The sequence below is a fragment of the Hydrogenophaga sp. 5NK40-0174 genome, from assembly GCF_040372165.1.
GTDB lineage: Bacteria > Pseudomonadota > Gammaproteobacteria > Burkholderiales > Burkholderiaceae_C > Hydrogenophaga.
Window position 1 is genome coordinate 763,070 of sequence record NZ_BAABWG010000002.1, and the last position, 14,831, is coordinate 777,900.

General features: G+C 60.9%; 14 protein-coding genes. 7 read left to right on the plus strand and 7 right to left on the minus strand.

Features of this window, described 5'->3' with window-relative positions; translation table 11 throughout:
* Window positions 1–339: 339 nt before the first annotated feature.
* From ABWV89_RS09285 to cobA, 7 genes are all read right to left on the minus strand, one after another.
* A complete protein-coding gene (locus tag ABWV89_RS09285) occupies window positions 340–675 on the minus strand; it encodes a hypothetical protein (RefSeq protein ID WP_353395983.1) in 336 nt (111 codons plus the stop codon).
* A 381-nt stretch (window positions 676–1,056) separates the two neighbouring features.
* On the minus strand, window positions 1,057–2,904 hold the full coding sequence (locus ABWV89_RS09290; RefSeq protein WP_353395984.1) for an ABC transporter ATP-binding protein: 1,848 nt from the start codon (window positions 2,902–2,904) through the stop codon (window positions 1,057–1,059).
* Window positions 2,905–2,961: 57 nt separating this feature from the next.
* Window positions 2,962–3,933, minus strand: a complete 972-nt coding sequence (locus ABWV89_RS09295; RefSeq protein WP_353395985.1) for an ABC transporter permease — start codon at window positions 3,931–3,933, stop codon at window positions 2,962–2,964.
* Between the two features lie 3 nt (window positions 3,934–3,936).
* A complete protein-coding gene (locus tag ABWV89_RS09300) occupies window positions 3,937–5,304 on the minus strand; it encodes a CmpA/NrtA family ABC transporter substrate-binding protein (RefSeq protein WP_353395986.1) in 1,368 nt (455 codons plus the stop codon).
* A gap of 411 nt (window positions 5,305–5,715) precedes the next feature.
* Window positions 5,716–7,032: a nitrate- and nitrite sensing domain-containing protein gene (locus tag ABWV89_RS09305; protein WP_353396078.1), complete on the minus strand. Its 1,317-nt coding sequence runs from the start codon at window positions 7,030–7,032 to the stop codon at window positions 5,716–5,718.
* Window positions 7,033–7,167: 135 nt separating this feature from the next.
* Window positions 7,168–7,860, minus strand: a complete 693-nt coding sequence (locus ABWV89_RS09310; RefSeq protein WP_353395987.1) for a substrate-binding domain-containing protein — start codon at window positions 7,858–7,860, stop codon at window positions 7,168–7,170.
* Between the two features lie 199 nt (window positions 7,861–8,059).
* A complete protein-coding gene (gene cobA, locus ABWV89_RS09315; RefSeq protein ID WP_353395988.1) occupies window positions 8,060–8,908 on the minus strand; it encodes a uroporphyrinogen-III C-methyltransferase in 849 nt (282 codons plus the stop codon).
* A gap of 231 nt (window positions 8,909–9,139) precedes the next feature.
* Between cobA and ABWV89_RS09320 the strand changes: the two genes are divergently transcribed.
* From ABWV89_RS09320 to ahbB (ABWV89_RS09350), 7 genes are all read left to right on the plus strand, one after another.
* A complete protein-coding gene (locus tag ABWV89_RS09320; protein WP_353395989.1) occupies window positions 9,140–10,864 on the plus strand; it encodes a cytochrome D1 domain-containing protein in 1,725 nt (574 codons plus the stop codon).
* 76 nt (window positions 10,865–10,940) lie between these two features.
* Window positions 10,941–11,261 carry a c-type cytochrome gene (locus ABWV89_RS09325; protein ID WP_353395990.1) on the plus strand — a complete coding sequence of 107 codons (321 nt, stop codon included), beginning with the start codon at window positions 10,941–10,943 and terminating at the stop codon, window positions 11,259–11,261.
* 18 nt (window positions 11,262–11,279) lie between these two features.
* The gene (locus ABWV89_RS09330; RefSeq protein ID WP_353395991.1) at window positions 11,280–11,627 is read left to right on the plus strand and encodes a c-type cytochrome; all 348 of its coding nucleotides are present in this window, start codon (window positions 11,280–11,282) and stop codon (window positions 11,625–11,627) included.
* Window positions 11,628–11,641: 14 nt separating this feature from the next.
* The gene (locus ABWV89_RS09335) at window positions 11,642–12,838 is read left to right on the plus strand and encodes a cytochrome D1 domain-containing protein (RefSeq protein ID WP_353396079.1); all 1,197 of its coding nucleotides are present in this window, start codon (window positions 11,642–11,644) and stop codon (window positions 12,836–12,838) included.
* Window positions 12,839–12,840: 2 nt separating this feature from the next.
* Complete coding sequence (gene ahbB / locus ABWV89_RS09340; protein ID WP_353395992.1) at window positions 12,841–13,884, plus strand: siroheme decarboxylase subunit beta; 1,044 nt, start codon at window positions 12,841–12,843, stop codon at window positions 13,882–13,884.
* The gene (locus ABWV89_RS09345) at window positions 13,868–14,365 is read left to right on the plus strand and encodes an Lrp/AsnC family transcriptional regulator (protein ID WP_353395993.1); all 498 of its coding nucleotides are present in this window, start codon (window positions 13,868–13,870) and stop codon (window positions 14,363–14,365) included. Before ahbB (ABWV89_RS09340) ends, ABWV89_RS09345 begins: the two co-directional genes overlap by 17 nt.
* Window positions 14,352–14,831: a siroheme decarboxylase subunit beta gene (gene ahbB, locus ABWV89_RS09350; RefSeq protein WP_353395994.1), complete on the plus strand. Its 480-nt coding sequence runs from the start codon at window positions 14,352–14,354 to the stop codon at window positions 14,829–14,831. Before ABWV89_RS09345 ends, ahbB (ABWV89_RS09350) begins: the two co-directional genes overlap by 14 nt.

Below are 14,831 nucleotides of genomic sequence, written 5' to 3' on the forward strand. Positions count from 1 at the left end.
CTGGATAGCGCTTCTTTGCGCTTGTTCTGTTAATGCAAGAGGTGTGCCAGTGTGGCGAGCTGTGGCGCAAGACAGGCCATGGTGCCAAGGTCGTTCGCCGCTGACATGGCGGGCGAGAATGGCAGATGCGCTAAGTTATTGATTTTTGTAGCGCCGGATCGCTGGGCTCATGCCAATCAGGACCAAGGGCGAGCCTGGTGGCGCGATCTGAAGCAGGCTGCGCGGTTGCCGTATTGACAGCGTTGTGGTGCGTGCCTGTTGGCGGTGTGCACCAAATGTTGTTGCCCAGAAACTTCGCACCGTTTTGGTGTGCGCGTACTGCTGCTGTCGGCAGGGAGCTCAGCGCAGGCGACCGTTGTAGGTGCGTGCGCCGCTGCTGCGTGGGGTGTCAGAGGCAGAAGAAGGAGCTGGTGATGGCGAAGTTGACGATGTCAGCGGCTCGCCCGTCCTGGTTCTGACTTCCTGCGTTTCGGGGCGTGAAGGAATGGACGTCAAGGCCTGTTGCAGTGAGAGCCCTGTGACCAGCACATCTTCGTCGTCCGTGTCCATCAGGCCCGTCAGGGTCGATTGGGCGTACTCGCTGTCCTCGGAGAACTTCAGCACGTCAAAGGGCTTGCCTTGCCTGCCGGCGAGTCGGCGGAGCTTGGCGATCAATTGCAGTGTTTTCTGCTCCATGTCGTGTTTCCCTGAAGGTCAGTGATGCTGATTCTTGTACTGGTTTCATCGCGACAGGCGCATCCAGCTGAGATGAGATGATCATCTGGCGGCTGTCTGTCGTCTGCGCCGGATGAACGCAATCAATCCGATATTGTTAGTGCTCTTGTCGCCATCGGTGCTCCCGGCACAGAACTTCCGGGCGCATCTGTGATGGCTGTCACGATCTTCGCGAATGGCACTGAGCGAAGGCAGAAACAGCACAGCGCACCGGGCGACATGGCCACGGTGACGCTGGCTGCGCCGCTCTTGGCGCGAGGATGATTCTCTGTCGTTCTCTTGCCGGGCGCCTTCCCCCTCGTCCCTCTTTCCCGATACGTCTTCTGTTGCTCTGCCCGCGAATCAGTGCTGGCTGCCGCAATCTTCCAGGAAGCCGATCAGCTCTTCGCGCAACTCGTAGTAGCGTGGGTGCTTGAGCAGCGCTTCGCGGCTGCGCGGGTGGGGCAGCGGCACGTCCATGATCTTGCCGACCTTGGCACGTGGCCCGTTGGTCATCATGACGACGCGGTCAGCCAGCAAGATGGCTTCGTCGACGTCGTGGGTGACCATCATGGCGGTGACCTGGCTGCGCGACCACACCTCCATCAGCACCTCTTGCAGGTCCCAGCGGGTCAAGGAGTCCAGCATGCCGAACGGTTCATCGAGCAGGAGCATTTTGGGCTGGAGTGCAAACGCCCGGGCAATGCCCACGCGCTGCTTCATGCCGTTGGACAGGTCCATGGCTTTCTTTTGCATGGAGCTGCCCAGACCGACGCGGTTGAGGTAATACTCCACGGTGTCTTTGCGCTCGGCTTGGGAAGCATGAGGAAACACGCGCTGCACGCCCAGCATGACGTTCTCGAAGGCTGTCAGCCAGGGCACCAGGCTGGGCGCCTGAAACACGATGCCCCGGTCGGGGCCGGCATCGTTGACTTCGCGCCCGTCGAGCACGATGGCGCCATCGCTCACGTCGGTCAGCCCGGCCATCATGGACAGTACCGTGGACTTGCCGCAGCCAGAGTGCCCGATGAGGGAGATGAACTCGCCCTTGCGAATCTTCAGGTCGAAGCCGTCGACCACCGCCTGCGGCCCCTTGGGCGTCGGATAGATCTTGACGATGTTGGAGAACTCGACAAAGCGGTCGTCGGCCGTGGTGGGCTCGCGGTCATTCACGTTGCCAGGGATCTGGCGCTCTGCCTCGAGGGCTTCTGCTTCGATGCGTTCCGCCAGGGCGGCATGACGCATGCCGAGCAGCCTCGCAGCTGTGGCACCAACACCCTGGCTCTTGCTTTCGTTGGGTGCTCGCGGGGTCAGGCTTGGCAGCTGGACAACATTGTTGCCTTGCTGTGCAGCGTTCTGGTGTGACAGCGCAATCAGATGGGCGGTGATTTCCTGGCGCAGTTCCTTGAAGCGCTGGTCGTGGTTCATGGCGCGGCGATCGCGGGGGCGGTCGATGTCCACGCTGAACGACGGGCCGAGTGCAGCGCCAGGTCCGATCTGAAGGGGAATGATGCGGTCGGCCACCATGAGGGCTTCGTCCACATCGTTGGTGATCAGCACCACGGTCTTCTTGTTTTCGCTCCAGATCTTGACGATCTCGTCCTGCAGGTTGGCGCGGGTAAGAGCGTCCAGGGCGGAGAGTGGCTCGTCCAGCAGAAGCACGTCAGGGTCGGTGGCGAGCGCACGGGCAACGGAGACGCGCTGGCGCATGCCGCCGGAGAGCTGGGCTGGCTTCTTGTCGATGGCGGGCGTGAGGCCCACCATGGACACATAGTGCTTGACCAGATCTCCGCGCTCGGAGGCACTCATCGAACCATTGACCCGGTCGACCGCCAGCGATACGTTCTCACGAACGCTCAGCCATGGCATGAGGGAGTAGCTCTGAAACACAATGCCTCGGTCAGGCCCCGGGCCGGTGATGGCATCGCCATTCTTGAGCACTTCGCCCGAATCAGCCTGGGTCAGGCCTGCGAGCAGGTTGATAAGCGTGGTCTTGCCGGTTCCGGAGAAGCCGACGATGGCCACGAACTCGCCGGGCTCCACCCGCAAGCTGAGGTCTTTGAGTACCTCGGTGCGGCTGGATCCGCTGCCGTAGCCCTTGCACACGTTGCGCAGTTCCAGCGCAGCAGTGCCAGGGACCGCCTCAAGCTGAGGCGTGTCATGTGAGGCAGCGGTATCGAGAATGGCTTGGGGCATGGCAATGGCGTTCATGTCGGCTCCTGAGGCCTGTTCACACTTCTTGTGCGTGCGAATGGGGTGAAGCGGGAATCAGCGGTGAGAGACGAGGTTTTGCAGGGTTTGCATCAGGCGGTCCAGGGCAAAGCCGATGGCACCGATGGTGAAAACGGCAACCATGATCCGGCTGAGCGAGTCCGAACTGCCGTTCTGGAACTCGTCCCAGACAAACTTGCCCAGACCCGGGTTTTGCGCCAGCATTTCGGCAGCGATCAGAACCATCCAGCCCACACCCAGCGAGAGGCGCATGCCGGTGAAGATATAGGGCAGGGCAGAGGGCAGAATGACTTTGCGGATGCGGGTGCCCAGAGGAAGCTGCAACACCTTGCCCACGTTGACCAGGTCCTTGTCAACGGAGGACACACCAATGGCAGTGTTGATCAGTGTGGTCCACAGGGAGCACAGCGTCACGGTGATGGCCGAGATCAGGAAGGACTTCTCGAACATGGGTTCGCCGGTGGTGACGTAGACCGCAGAGACGATCAGGGTCACGATGGGCAGCCAGGCCAGCGGAGAGACGGGGCGGAACAATTGCACCAGCGGATTGATGGCGGCCTGCACCACCTTGGAGGTACCGGCCAGAATGCCCAGCGGCACAGCCACCAGTGTGGCAAGCATGAAGCCCACGAACACCGTCTTCAGGCTGGTGATGATCTGATCGAAATAGGTGGCCTTGCCTGTCCAGGGGAAGATGCGAGGCTCGTAGTTGGGATCGTCAGCCAAACGCTCGGCGTTGCGCTCTTCCTGGCGCTCGTAGAAGGCGGCTTCCCGCTTTCTCTCCGAGAAATGCTCCTTGACAAGAACCATGGCCTGCTCTGAGACTTTGACCGGTCCCGGGACGGCGCCCAGGCTGGTCTGAATCCGGGCCGCCGTGAAAGACCACAAGGCCATGAAGAGAACCAGAGCGATCAGGGGTACGCCCAGGTTCATCACCAGGGCGCGGGCCAGTTCCTTGGGATCGCGCAGGGCGGCAGCACCGCCGAAGAGTTTGGCTGCGATTTCCATGATTTACACCTTGTCGTTGGCCTTCAGGCCGATCTTGAACTGGGAGAGGTAGTCGTTGGGCTTCTTGCCGTCATAGGCCACGCCGTCAATGAAACCGTTGTCCACCGGCTTGTAGCCATCGGTCTTGGGCAGGTCGCTCGCCTTGATCTTTCCGTCGGCAACCAGTGCGTTGGCGGCTTCCATGTACACATCCGGGCGGTACACCTTCTTGGCCACGTCGTGGTACCAGCTGTCTGGCTTGGATTCGGTGATCTGACCCCAGCGGCGCATCTGCGTGAGGTACCACACCGCGTCGCTGTAGAACGGGTAGGTCGCGTACTTGCGGAAGAAGATGTTGAAGTCCGGCGCAGGGCGCTTGTCACCCTTCTCGTATTCGAAGGTGCCGGTCATGCTGTTGGCAATGACCTTGGCGTCTGCACCGACGTATTGCGACTTGGACAGGATCTTGACGGCTTCCTCGCGGTTTTCAGGCGAAGCGTCGAGCCACTGGCCAGCGCGGATCAGGGCCTTGACCACGGCAACGTGAGAATTGGGGTACTTCTTGGCCCAGTCGGCGGTGACACCGAAGACCTTCTCGGGGTTGTTCTTCCAGATTTCGTGGTCGGTGATCACCGGCACACCAATGCCCTTGAACACGGCTTGCTGGTTCCAGGGCTCGCCCACGCAGTAGCCGTGAATGGTGCCGGCTTCCATGGTGGCGGGCATTTGCGGTGGTGGCGTGACGGACAGCAGCACATCGGCCTTGGACGTGCCGGAGATATCCGATGCGGTGTAGTAGCCAGGGTTGAGGCCGCCAGCAGCCAGCCAGTAGCGCAGTTCGTAGTTGTGGGTCGAGACGGGAAAGACCATGCCCATCTTGAACTGCTTGCCTTCCTTCTTCCAGGCATCGACGACCTTCTTGAGTGCGTCGGCCTTGATGGGATGCTCGACCTTGCCGTCTTTCACGGGCAGGTGCTTCTTCATTTCCGCCCACACCTCGTTGGAGACGGTGATGCCGTTGCCGTTGAGGTCCATGCTGAAGGCGGTCACGATGTCGGCCTTGGTGCCGAAACCGATGGTGGCGCCCAGAGGCTGGCCGGCAAGCATGTGCGCGCCGTCGAGCTGGCCGTCGATCACGCGGTCAAGCAGAACCTTCCAGTTGGCCTGTGCTTCAAGGGTGACGAAAAGGCCTTCTTCTTCAAAGAAGCCTTTCTCATAGGCGATCACCAGAGGGGCGCAGTCGGTCAGCTTGATGAAGCCAAACTTCAAGGCTTCTTTTTCGGGGTACTTGCCTTTGGCCATGGCCAGCGGGCTGATGCCGGCAGCGCCCGCAAGGGCAAGAGCGCTTGCAGTGAACTGGCGGCGGCTGAAACGGCTGGAAGCGTCGGACATGTGGAACTCCTTGGTGCGTGAGACAGAGGATGAAATGAATCGGAAAACAGATTTCGGAAGTCCGGCCGGACAGGTCGCCAACGAAAACGGCGCCCACCTCGCTCCTCCCTGACGGGGGGAAGGTGGACGCCGTTGTCCTGGTGGCCCTGGCAGGCCGGGTGCGGAATCACCGCCTTTGGTGTTTCCGCTTGTCCTGTTCAGAGCACAGACCGTGCCAGATTAGGGTTTTCACGGGCGAAATACCTCTAAGTGTCTGATTTGTATCGATAAAAAAACCCAGACCATCGCCGGAAAGTGCTCTCATGGTGCGTTCAAGAGCGTGCGCGACTGGTGGTCAGCTACGCTTTTTGGTGCTGATTTCCCTGTCACTGACGGCGTGGCGCTGCACCGCAACAGTGCAGGCTGCACATTTCACCGGCTTGGGGCAGGTGTCGGCAGCACGTCGGCCATGGCGAGCACGGCGTTAGCAACGTCAATCAGTCGCCGGTTCTGGTTCATCGCCATCTGGCGCATGGTTTTGTGCGCCTCATCTTCGGTCAGCCGTCGGTGCGCCATCAGCAGGCCCTTGGCTCGCTCGATGACTTTGCGTTCGTTCAGGCTTGCCCGGGCTGCCTCGAGCTCTTCGTTCATGGTCTGGAGCTGCCGTGCCTGGTCGCGAACCATGTCCAGGATGCTCTTCTCCAATTCAGTGCCACCGGCGCTGGCGCCGGCTTCGGGGTCGGAGGAGATTCTGTTGGCGGGCAGCGTTGCGGTTGAAGCGCTGGTCTGGGCGAAAAAGTGACGCGCTGCCTGCTCCTGAGCGGCGGGGGAGGCCAGTGGCGCCTTGGCGACCAGCTCGAAGCGGGCAAGTTCGTTCTTGCTGATCTGAATGCGCTTTTCACACAGGATCTTGAGTTCAGACGCCAGTGCATCCTCGACCAGCTTCATGGCTTCGATCCGATCGGTGCAGGCGTCAAACCAGCGCTGGCTGCAGTCTGTGCTCAGTGGTCCGCCGTCTGCGCTTTCGAGCAAGGCTTTGCGAAGACGTTGCAGTTCCTGGGGCATCACGGCCAGCGAGGCAGACCGGGCCCAGACATTCAGGACCGCTTCGTCAGCGAAATTCAGAAAGACAGTGAAGTTGCGCTCCTGGGACTCGATCAGGTGAATCAGGTGCTCTTGCTGGTTCCGGTCCGCCTTGCCGGAGGCAAACAACGCAGCACCAGCGGCCCGTTCCTGGCCGGCGAGCTCCTTGCCTTGCATGAGGTTGAACATGGCCACCAGGCAGTTGGAAATGTCCGGCTCGGCCGACGCGTCGGCTGCTTCGAAGACCATGGAAAGCAGTGCATCCACCAGGCGAATGAAGGCGACAGTCGCGCCGGCTGGCTTCAGTCCCTTGCGGGAGACGTCCTGGCGAAGAAAAGGCAGGGCATCCAGGCCTTGCAAGGCCAGGGCAATGCGGTTGAGCACCCGGGGACGATGGAGTACGGGTTCGTCGGCTTCCACCATTTCCGCCAGGCAGATGCGCAGGCGTGCCTCGCTGCGCACGCTGTCTTCAGTCTGTTTCTCGAGGGCGGTGGCCCATTGGTCATCACCCGAAGCCAGAAAAAGGTTGGAGAGTCCACGCTCGCGTTGAAGCGAGTGCACCAGCTGAGCGCTTGCGCTGACCAGCGCGCTGGTCTGGGCCAGCTGCTCCAGGTGGGCGATTTCGCTTTGTTTGGCAGCGACGAGAAAGTGAAGGCCGGAGGGCATATGCGTCAAGATGGGTACCGGGGGCTGAAGGCAAAGCCCCGTATTGTGCCGAATCAGGCACGCTTCATCTGAACGCTTGCAACTTGTATGCCGGCCTGTCGGCCGTCGGGCAGCCGGACGGTGGTACCCGGCCTGTCAGGCCGGCTCCATCCCGTGGTTGCGCTTGATGTCCGCCGTTTCAGGGGAGGTCACGTATGCCAGCCACAGTCGCGCCGCGTCGCCATTGCGGCACTTGGCCCCTCTGGCGGCGCTGAAGATGGTGGTGATCTGGGCTCTGGGGGGCAACGGGCCCAGCACGTCGATGCCTTCGACATTCTTGAGCTCGCTGTATTGCTGGAATCCCAGGGCGACCTTGCCTTCGGCCACCAGAGAGCCGACAGCGATGCCAGGTGGCGGGGTGACGAGCTTGGCATTGACCTGATCGGCGATCTCCCAGCGTTCGAACAGCTCTGCGAGCGCCGTTCCGCTAGGGCCGGTGGAATACCCGATCGTCTTGGCCGCCAGCACCGCCTGCTTGAGGGCTTCCTCATCGGCAATGGAAGGGTGAGGCTCGCCTGACCGGACCGCCACGGCCACGCCCGAGCGCACCATGGGCACCACGCTGGAGGCCACCACCTGATTGTTGTTGGCCAGCTTCTTCAGTGCGCCGCTGGCCAGCATGACCACGTCGTAGGGTTCGCCTGCGGCGACGCGCTTGGCCGCATCGATGCCGCCGACAGATTCCACGTCGATGAGGATGCCTGGATTGGCCGATTCAAAGGCGTTGGCCAGTTCGTTGAGAAGGGCCTTGGTGGCCATGGAGGATATGACAGTGACGGTGGTGGTCATATTGTCGATTATGAGGAGTCAGCAGAGTCAATCGGTTCTTGGCGGAAAGTAGCCCGCCTCGAATTTTCATTTTCTGCGCATTCTCTCTCAAACCGAAAGACTCTCTGACGTCCGGTAGATCATCCCGGAGGCGATCATTCACGACGTGCGAGCACGAAAGCCGGTACTCAAGCCGCCAGGAATCACGTGTCGGCGGGGGTCAGGCCGCTGCGTGCACTGCCGCAGCAGGTTTGGATACTGCATCTCCTGCATGCTCAAGCTGTTGTCTGACAGTGACAACCTCACCGATCATCACAAGCGCGGGCGGGCGAATCTGATGACGCAGCGCCAAACCAGGCAATTCGCCGAGGGTACCGGTGATGCAGCGCTCCCTGGCGGTGGTGGCATTCTCGATCAGGGCGGCGGGCGTGCCGGCGCCCCTGCCATGCGCTTGCAACTGGCGGCAAATCTCAGGCAGGTTGTTGACGCCCATGTAGAGCACCACGGTTTGCCTGGGCCGGGCCAGCATGTCCCAGTCCATGTCCAGACCCTTGTTGTCGCGGAGATGGCCTGTGGCCAGGACCAGGGCGCACGCGTGATCCCGGTGGGTCAGGGGGATGCCCACCGACGCGGCTGCGCCCTGTGCTGCCGTCAGGCCGGGAATGACCTTGAAGGGAATCCCTGCCTGGGCCAATGCCTGGGCCTCTTCACCACCCCTGCCAAAGATGTAGCCGTCGCCCCCCTTGAGCCGAAGGACCGATTTGCCCGCGCGTGCCAGGCAGATCATCAAATCGATGATCTCACCTTGAGGCAATGTGTGTCGGGAGGACTCCTTCCCGACGTAAATGCGCTCGGCATGGTGAGGCAGGTAGGCCAACACCTCCGGTGCAACCAGGTGGTCGTACAACACCACGCGCGCGGCCTCCAGCGCCTTGACTGCCTTGACGGTGAGCAACTCAGGGTCGCCTGGTCCGGCGCCAACGAGTGTGACAGTCCCTGGAGGTACTTGTTTTTCGGTATCCGATCGGTGGTGGGCGGCCAATCGGCTCAGGCATTGTGACGTGCTCATGAAACTTCTCCGTGGGGCTGGACTGCTTGTCTGCTTGTTGTCTTGGAACCAATGCTGAAGCATGTAACCGCGAGCGTCCTTGAACCAGTTCAAGGACACGGCAGGCCAGTCGGGAGACGATCACTCCCAACTCGTCAGATGTCATGGACAGCGGCTCGGCGAGCACAGGCCTGGAGGGCACAGCCAGGAAGGCCTTATCCAAGAAGCTGTTCCGCGATGGAGATAGAACCCATGAAATCCAGAATGTTCGTTCGCCTGACCACCCTGGCCATGGCTGCCATGATTGGAGCGGGCGCATATGCGCAGACCGGCGACAAGAAGGTGACCCAACCCGAGGCCAACTACCAGGCGGGTGGCTCGCCATTGGCTGCTGAGCAGATGTATCAGTCATCCAACCCCAAGGCGCCGCCGATGACCCAGGCCGAGTTCGATGTGGCCCGCAAGATCTATTTCGAGCGCTGCGCCGGTTGTCACGGCGTCTTGCGCAAAGGCGCAACGGGCAAGCCGTTGACGCCCGATATCACGCAGACCAAAGGCACCGACTACCTCAAGGTATTCATCGCCTACGGTTCGCCTGCCGGCATGCCCAACTGGCAGACCAGCGGCGAGATGAGCGAGAAGGAAGTCGACATCATGGCGCGCTACATCCAGCATGATGCGCCCACACCTCCTGAGTACAGCCTGGAGGACATGAAGAAGACCTGGAAGGTCATCGTGCCGCCAGAGAAGCGCCCGACCAAGAAGATGAACGGCTACAACATCGAGAACATTTTCTCGACGACGCTGCGCGATACGGGCGAAGTGGCGCTGATCGATGGTGACACCAAGAAGATCATCAACATCGTGAAAACCGGCTATGCGGTGCACATCTCACGCCTGTCTGCCTCTGGCCGCTACCTGTTCGTGATTGGCCGGGATGCCAAGGTCAACATGATTGACCTGTGGATGGAGAAGCCCGACAACGTCGCCGAAATCCGCGTGGGTCTCGAGGCGCGCTCGGTCGATACATCCAAGTACAAGGGCTTTGAAGACAAGTACGCCATCGCTGGCAGTTACTGGCCGCCACAGTACACCATCATGGACGGTGACACCCTGGAGCCGCTCAAGATTGTCTCGACCCGTGGCAACACTGTGGACAAACAGGAGTACCACCCCGAGCCACGCGTGGCATCCATTGTGGCCAGCCACTTCAAGCCTGAGTTCGTCGTGAACGTGAAAGAGACTGGCAAGACGCTGATGGTGGATTACTCCGACATCGATGCACTCAAGGTCACCGAAATTGGCACGGCCCGCTTCCTGCACGATGGTGGCTGGGACTCGTCCAAGCGCTACTTCATGGTGGCAGCCAACCAAAGCAACAAGATTGCAGCGGTGGATGCCAAGGAAGGCAAGCTCAAGGCGCTGATCGATGTGGGCAAGATTCCGCACCCTGGCCGTGGTGCCAACTTCATCCATCCGAAGTTTGGTCCGGTCTGGGCCACTGGCCACCTGGGTGATGAAACCATCTCCCTGATCGGTACAGATCCTGAGAAGCACCCGCAATACGCCTTCAAAGAGGTCGCGAAACTCCAGGGTCAAGGTGGCGGAGCATTGTTCATCAAGAGCCATCCGAAGAGCACACACCTGTACTCTGATACCCCGCTCAACCCCGATCCGAAGCTGTCTCAGTCGGTCGCGGTGTACGACATCAACAACCTGGACAAAGGGTTCACGGTATTGCCGATTGCCGAATGGGCAGGCCTCAAGGATGACGGCGCCAAGCGCGTGGTCCAGCCTGAGTTCAATAAGGCAGGCGATGAAGTCTGGTTCTCTGTCTGGAGTGCCAAAGACAAGGAGAGTGCCGTGGTCGTTGTCGACGACAAGACACTCAAGCTCAAAGCGGTGATCAAGGATCCCAAGTTGATCACCCCAACGGGCCACTTCAACGTCTACAACACGCAGCACGACGTCTACTGATGCAGGCGAGACCGGGCCGAGTGACACCTTGGCCCGGTTCAAGTGCAGTGAACATCCCCTTTCAGGAGAGAACACGATGAAAAAAGCAGGAATTGTTGTGGCAGCTGTGGCTGCCTTGGCATTGACCAGTGGCGCCGCGTGGGCAGATGCAGACGCTGCGTTGAACAAGGCTGGTTGCATGGCCTGCCACGCCAAGGACAAGAAGCTGGTGGGGCCTTCCTTCAAGGACATTGCCGCCAAGTACAAGGGGCAGGACGCCACAGCCAAGCTGATGGAGAAAGTTCGCAAGGGCGGATCCGGTGTCTACGGTCCTGTTCCCATGCCGCCCAATGGCGCAGACAAGATCAGCGACGGCGACCTCAAGGACGCCATCGCCCTGATTCTCAAAACGTCGTGAAACAGGAGCACAGCTGTCATGCGTTTCTTTGCACGATCACTGCTCACCAGCCTGGTGTTAGCGCTGCCAGCGGTGTTCGTGCATGCAGAGCCGAATGCTCATGAGCCAAGCGCCGGCAGGCAACAGCAACTGGTGCGCATGGTGCGTCAGGATTGCGGCTCCTGCCATGGCATGAAGCTCACGGGCGGGCTTGGACCTGCATTGACGCCAGAGGCCATTGGTCACTGGCCGGAGGAAAACCTGACAGCTGTCATTTACCAAGGACGGCCCGGCACGCCGATGCCAGGATGGCGCGGCATGTTGACAGAAAACGAGGCTGCCTGGATTGCTTCCCGCCTCAGAGCGGGATTTCCCCATGAGGAGTGAACGCCATGCAAGCAATGAATCGACGCGCCTGGTTGCAGGCCTCGATGATGGCGACGACGGGCCTGATGCTCGGCGGATGTGCCACATCGACGGGGCAACTGAGTGCAAGAGGAACGGGTGACCTGGGGGTCATCATTGGAAGAGCCGATGGCACACTGACGCTGGTTGAAACCAGCGAACGAACGGTGCTGGGCACAGTGGAGGGTCTGGGTGACCTCTCCCATGCCTCGGTTGTTTTCTCAAGAGACGGGCTCTATGCCTACGTTTTTGGCCGCGATGGCGGCCTAACAAAGGTCAATATTCTGACCGCGCGCATCGAGAAACGCGTGATGCAGGCCGGCAATTCAATAGGCGGCGCCATCAGTGCGGACGGCACTTTGGTGGCCGCGCAAAACTACAAGCCAGGCGGGGTGAAAGTGTTCAACGCACACACGCTGGAACTGGTGGCCGATATTCCCGCTACCTATGGTGATGGACAGCTCTCCCGCGTGGTGGGTCTGGTGGATTTGCCTGGCCAGCGCTTCGCGTACAGCCTGTTTGATGCAGACGCGATTTGGGTCGTCGATTGCTCGGATCTGAAGGCAGTGCAGACCCAGAAATTTGAGCAAGTGGGGCGTCAGCCCTACGATGCCCTGGTCACGCCCAACGGCCGCCACTACATCGCTGGACTTTTCGGCGAAGACGGCTTGGCCATGGTCGATTTGTGGCAGCCGCAGCCCAAGGTGCAGCGCATCCTGAGCGGCTATGGCAAAGGCGAAGCGCCATTGCCGGTCTACAAGATGCCGCATCTGCGTGGTTGGGCGGTGGCGGGGCGCCATGCCTACCTGCCTGCCATCGGGCGACACGAAGTGCTGGTCGTCGATACCGAAACCTGGCGCGAAGTGGGCCGTATTCCTGTCGCCGGTCAACCAGTGTTTGTGATGGCACGCCCCGACGGGCGCCAGGTGTGGGTGAACTTTGCGGTGCCCGACTACCACCGCGTGCAGGTCATCGACACGCAGACCCGGCAGATTGTCAAAACGCTGGAGCCCGGCAAAGCGGTGCTGCACATGGAATTCACCCCGCGCGGTGAAACGGTCTGGATCAGCAGCCGTGATGTGGACCGGGTCAGCGTGGTTGACACGGCGAGTTTCGAGACGCTGTCTGCGCTAAAGGTCAAAGCACCCAGCGGCATCTTCATGACATCGCGGGCCGCCCGCATGGGGTTTTGATCATGGCGGCGGAGCTCGCAGCATCGGGTTTGCCCGCCACGCACACCCGATGGATCAACGACTGGCAGCATGATTTCCCGGTGACGTCGCAGCCGTACCATGCGCTGGCGCTGGCTACCTCCGCGGTAGCCGACGACGTCATGGCGTTCTACCGTCAAGCGCTGGACGATGGCCGCATCAGCCGCATTGGCGGGGTGTTCGCTCATGGCGCTGGTGGTGATGCCATGTTGGTGGCATTGGCTGTTCCAGATGAGCGTCTGGAGGCTGTGGCCTTGCAAGTGTCATCACATGCCAGCGTGAACCACAACTATGAACGCGAAGCGGAGTTCAACCTCTGGTTTGTGGTGACCGGTCCTGATCGGGCGGCCGTTGAAGCCGAGATCGACAGCATTGAGCGTGAGTCAGGCTTGAAGGCTATTCGCTTGCCGATGGTGCGGCCCTATTGCATTGACCTCGGATTCGACCTGGCGGCCGATCGGCATGCGTCGCGCATGCGGCCGCAGCGCAAATCCTGCGATGCATTGCTGCCATCTGACTTCGCTCTGGCTGCCTTGGTCGAGCAGGGTCTACCCATCTGCGACTGCCCATTTGCACATTGGGCCGAGTGGCTCGGTACGGAAGAGCGGGAAGTCATTGACCGCTTGCGTGCCTGGATCAGACAAGGGCAACTCAAGCGTTTTGGGGTGGTGGTCAGGCATCACGAACTGGGCTTCGATGCCAACGCCATGACGGTGTTTGACGTGCCTGATGAAATGGCCGACGAGCTGGGTGCCAGACTGGCGTTGCAGCCGGGGGTGACGCTTGCCTACCGCCGCATGCGGCACGGCCAGTGGCACTACAACCTCTACGCGATGGTGCATGGCCGCCGGCGCGAGGATGTCGTTGCCTTGATCGACCTCATCACCGTGAGGTCGGGATTGAAAGGCTTTGAACGCCGCGTCCTGTTCTCCCGCCGCCGTTTCAAGCAGACCGGCGGGCGCCGCTTCGCTGCGGCGATTCCCCGCGCGGCCCAAACGGAGGAGATGTCAGATGTTGTCTCAGGATGATCGACGCCTCATTGCCATGCTGCATGGTGGCTTCCCCCTGTCGGATCGACCCTTTGCCGAGCTGGCGGCCAAGATTGGCGGTTCGGAAGACGTGTTGCTTGAGCGTTTGCAACGGTTGCTGGCGCGGGGCGACCTGACGCGGTTTGGCCCCCTTTTCCAGATCGAGCGGGCAGGCGGGCGCTTTGTGCTGGCTGCCATGGCAGTGCCGGAGGAGCGCTTTGCAGAGGTTGCTGCCCAGCTCGATGGTATGCCCGAAGTGGCGCACAACTACCGCCGTGAGTCGGCGTTTGGCCAGAACAGCAGCGCGGCCGCTCTGAACATGTGGTTTGTGGTGGCAGTCGAAGACGCCAGCCAGACCGATGCAGTCATGCAGCGCATCGAGGCGGCAACAGAACTGCCCGTATTCGCCTTTCCCAAAGAGCGTGAGTACTTCGTCGAACTCAAGCTGCCTTTGCTGGAGGAACGCCATGACCACGCTTGACGACCTGGATCGGCAAATCATCCGCGCAACGCAGGCAGGACTGCCCTTGGTCGTGCGTCCGTACGAAGCTGTAGGTGCCTCGTTGGGCATCACCGGCGAAGTGGTGCGGCAACGCCTGCAGGCCATGCTCGATCAGGGCCTCGTTCGGCGCATTGGCGCGGTGCCCAATCACTACCGCATGGGGTTCACAGCCAACGGCATGAGTGTGTGGGATGTGGACGACGACAAAGTGGACGAGCTGGGCGAACGCATCGGGCAACTGCCGGGCGTGAGCCACTGCTACCGTCGTCCCCGCCGTTTGCCGGTCTGGCGCTTCAACCTGTTCGCCATGCTGCATGGGCGCAGCAGGGAAGAGGTCGAGGCCCAGGCCAAAGAGATCGAAGCCATGCTGGGCAAGGCCTGTCATGCCCACGACATTTTGTATTCCACGGCCATCCTGAAAAAAACCGGGTTGCGCCTTTCCTGA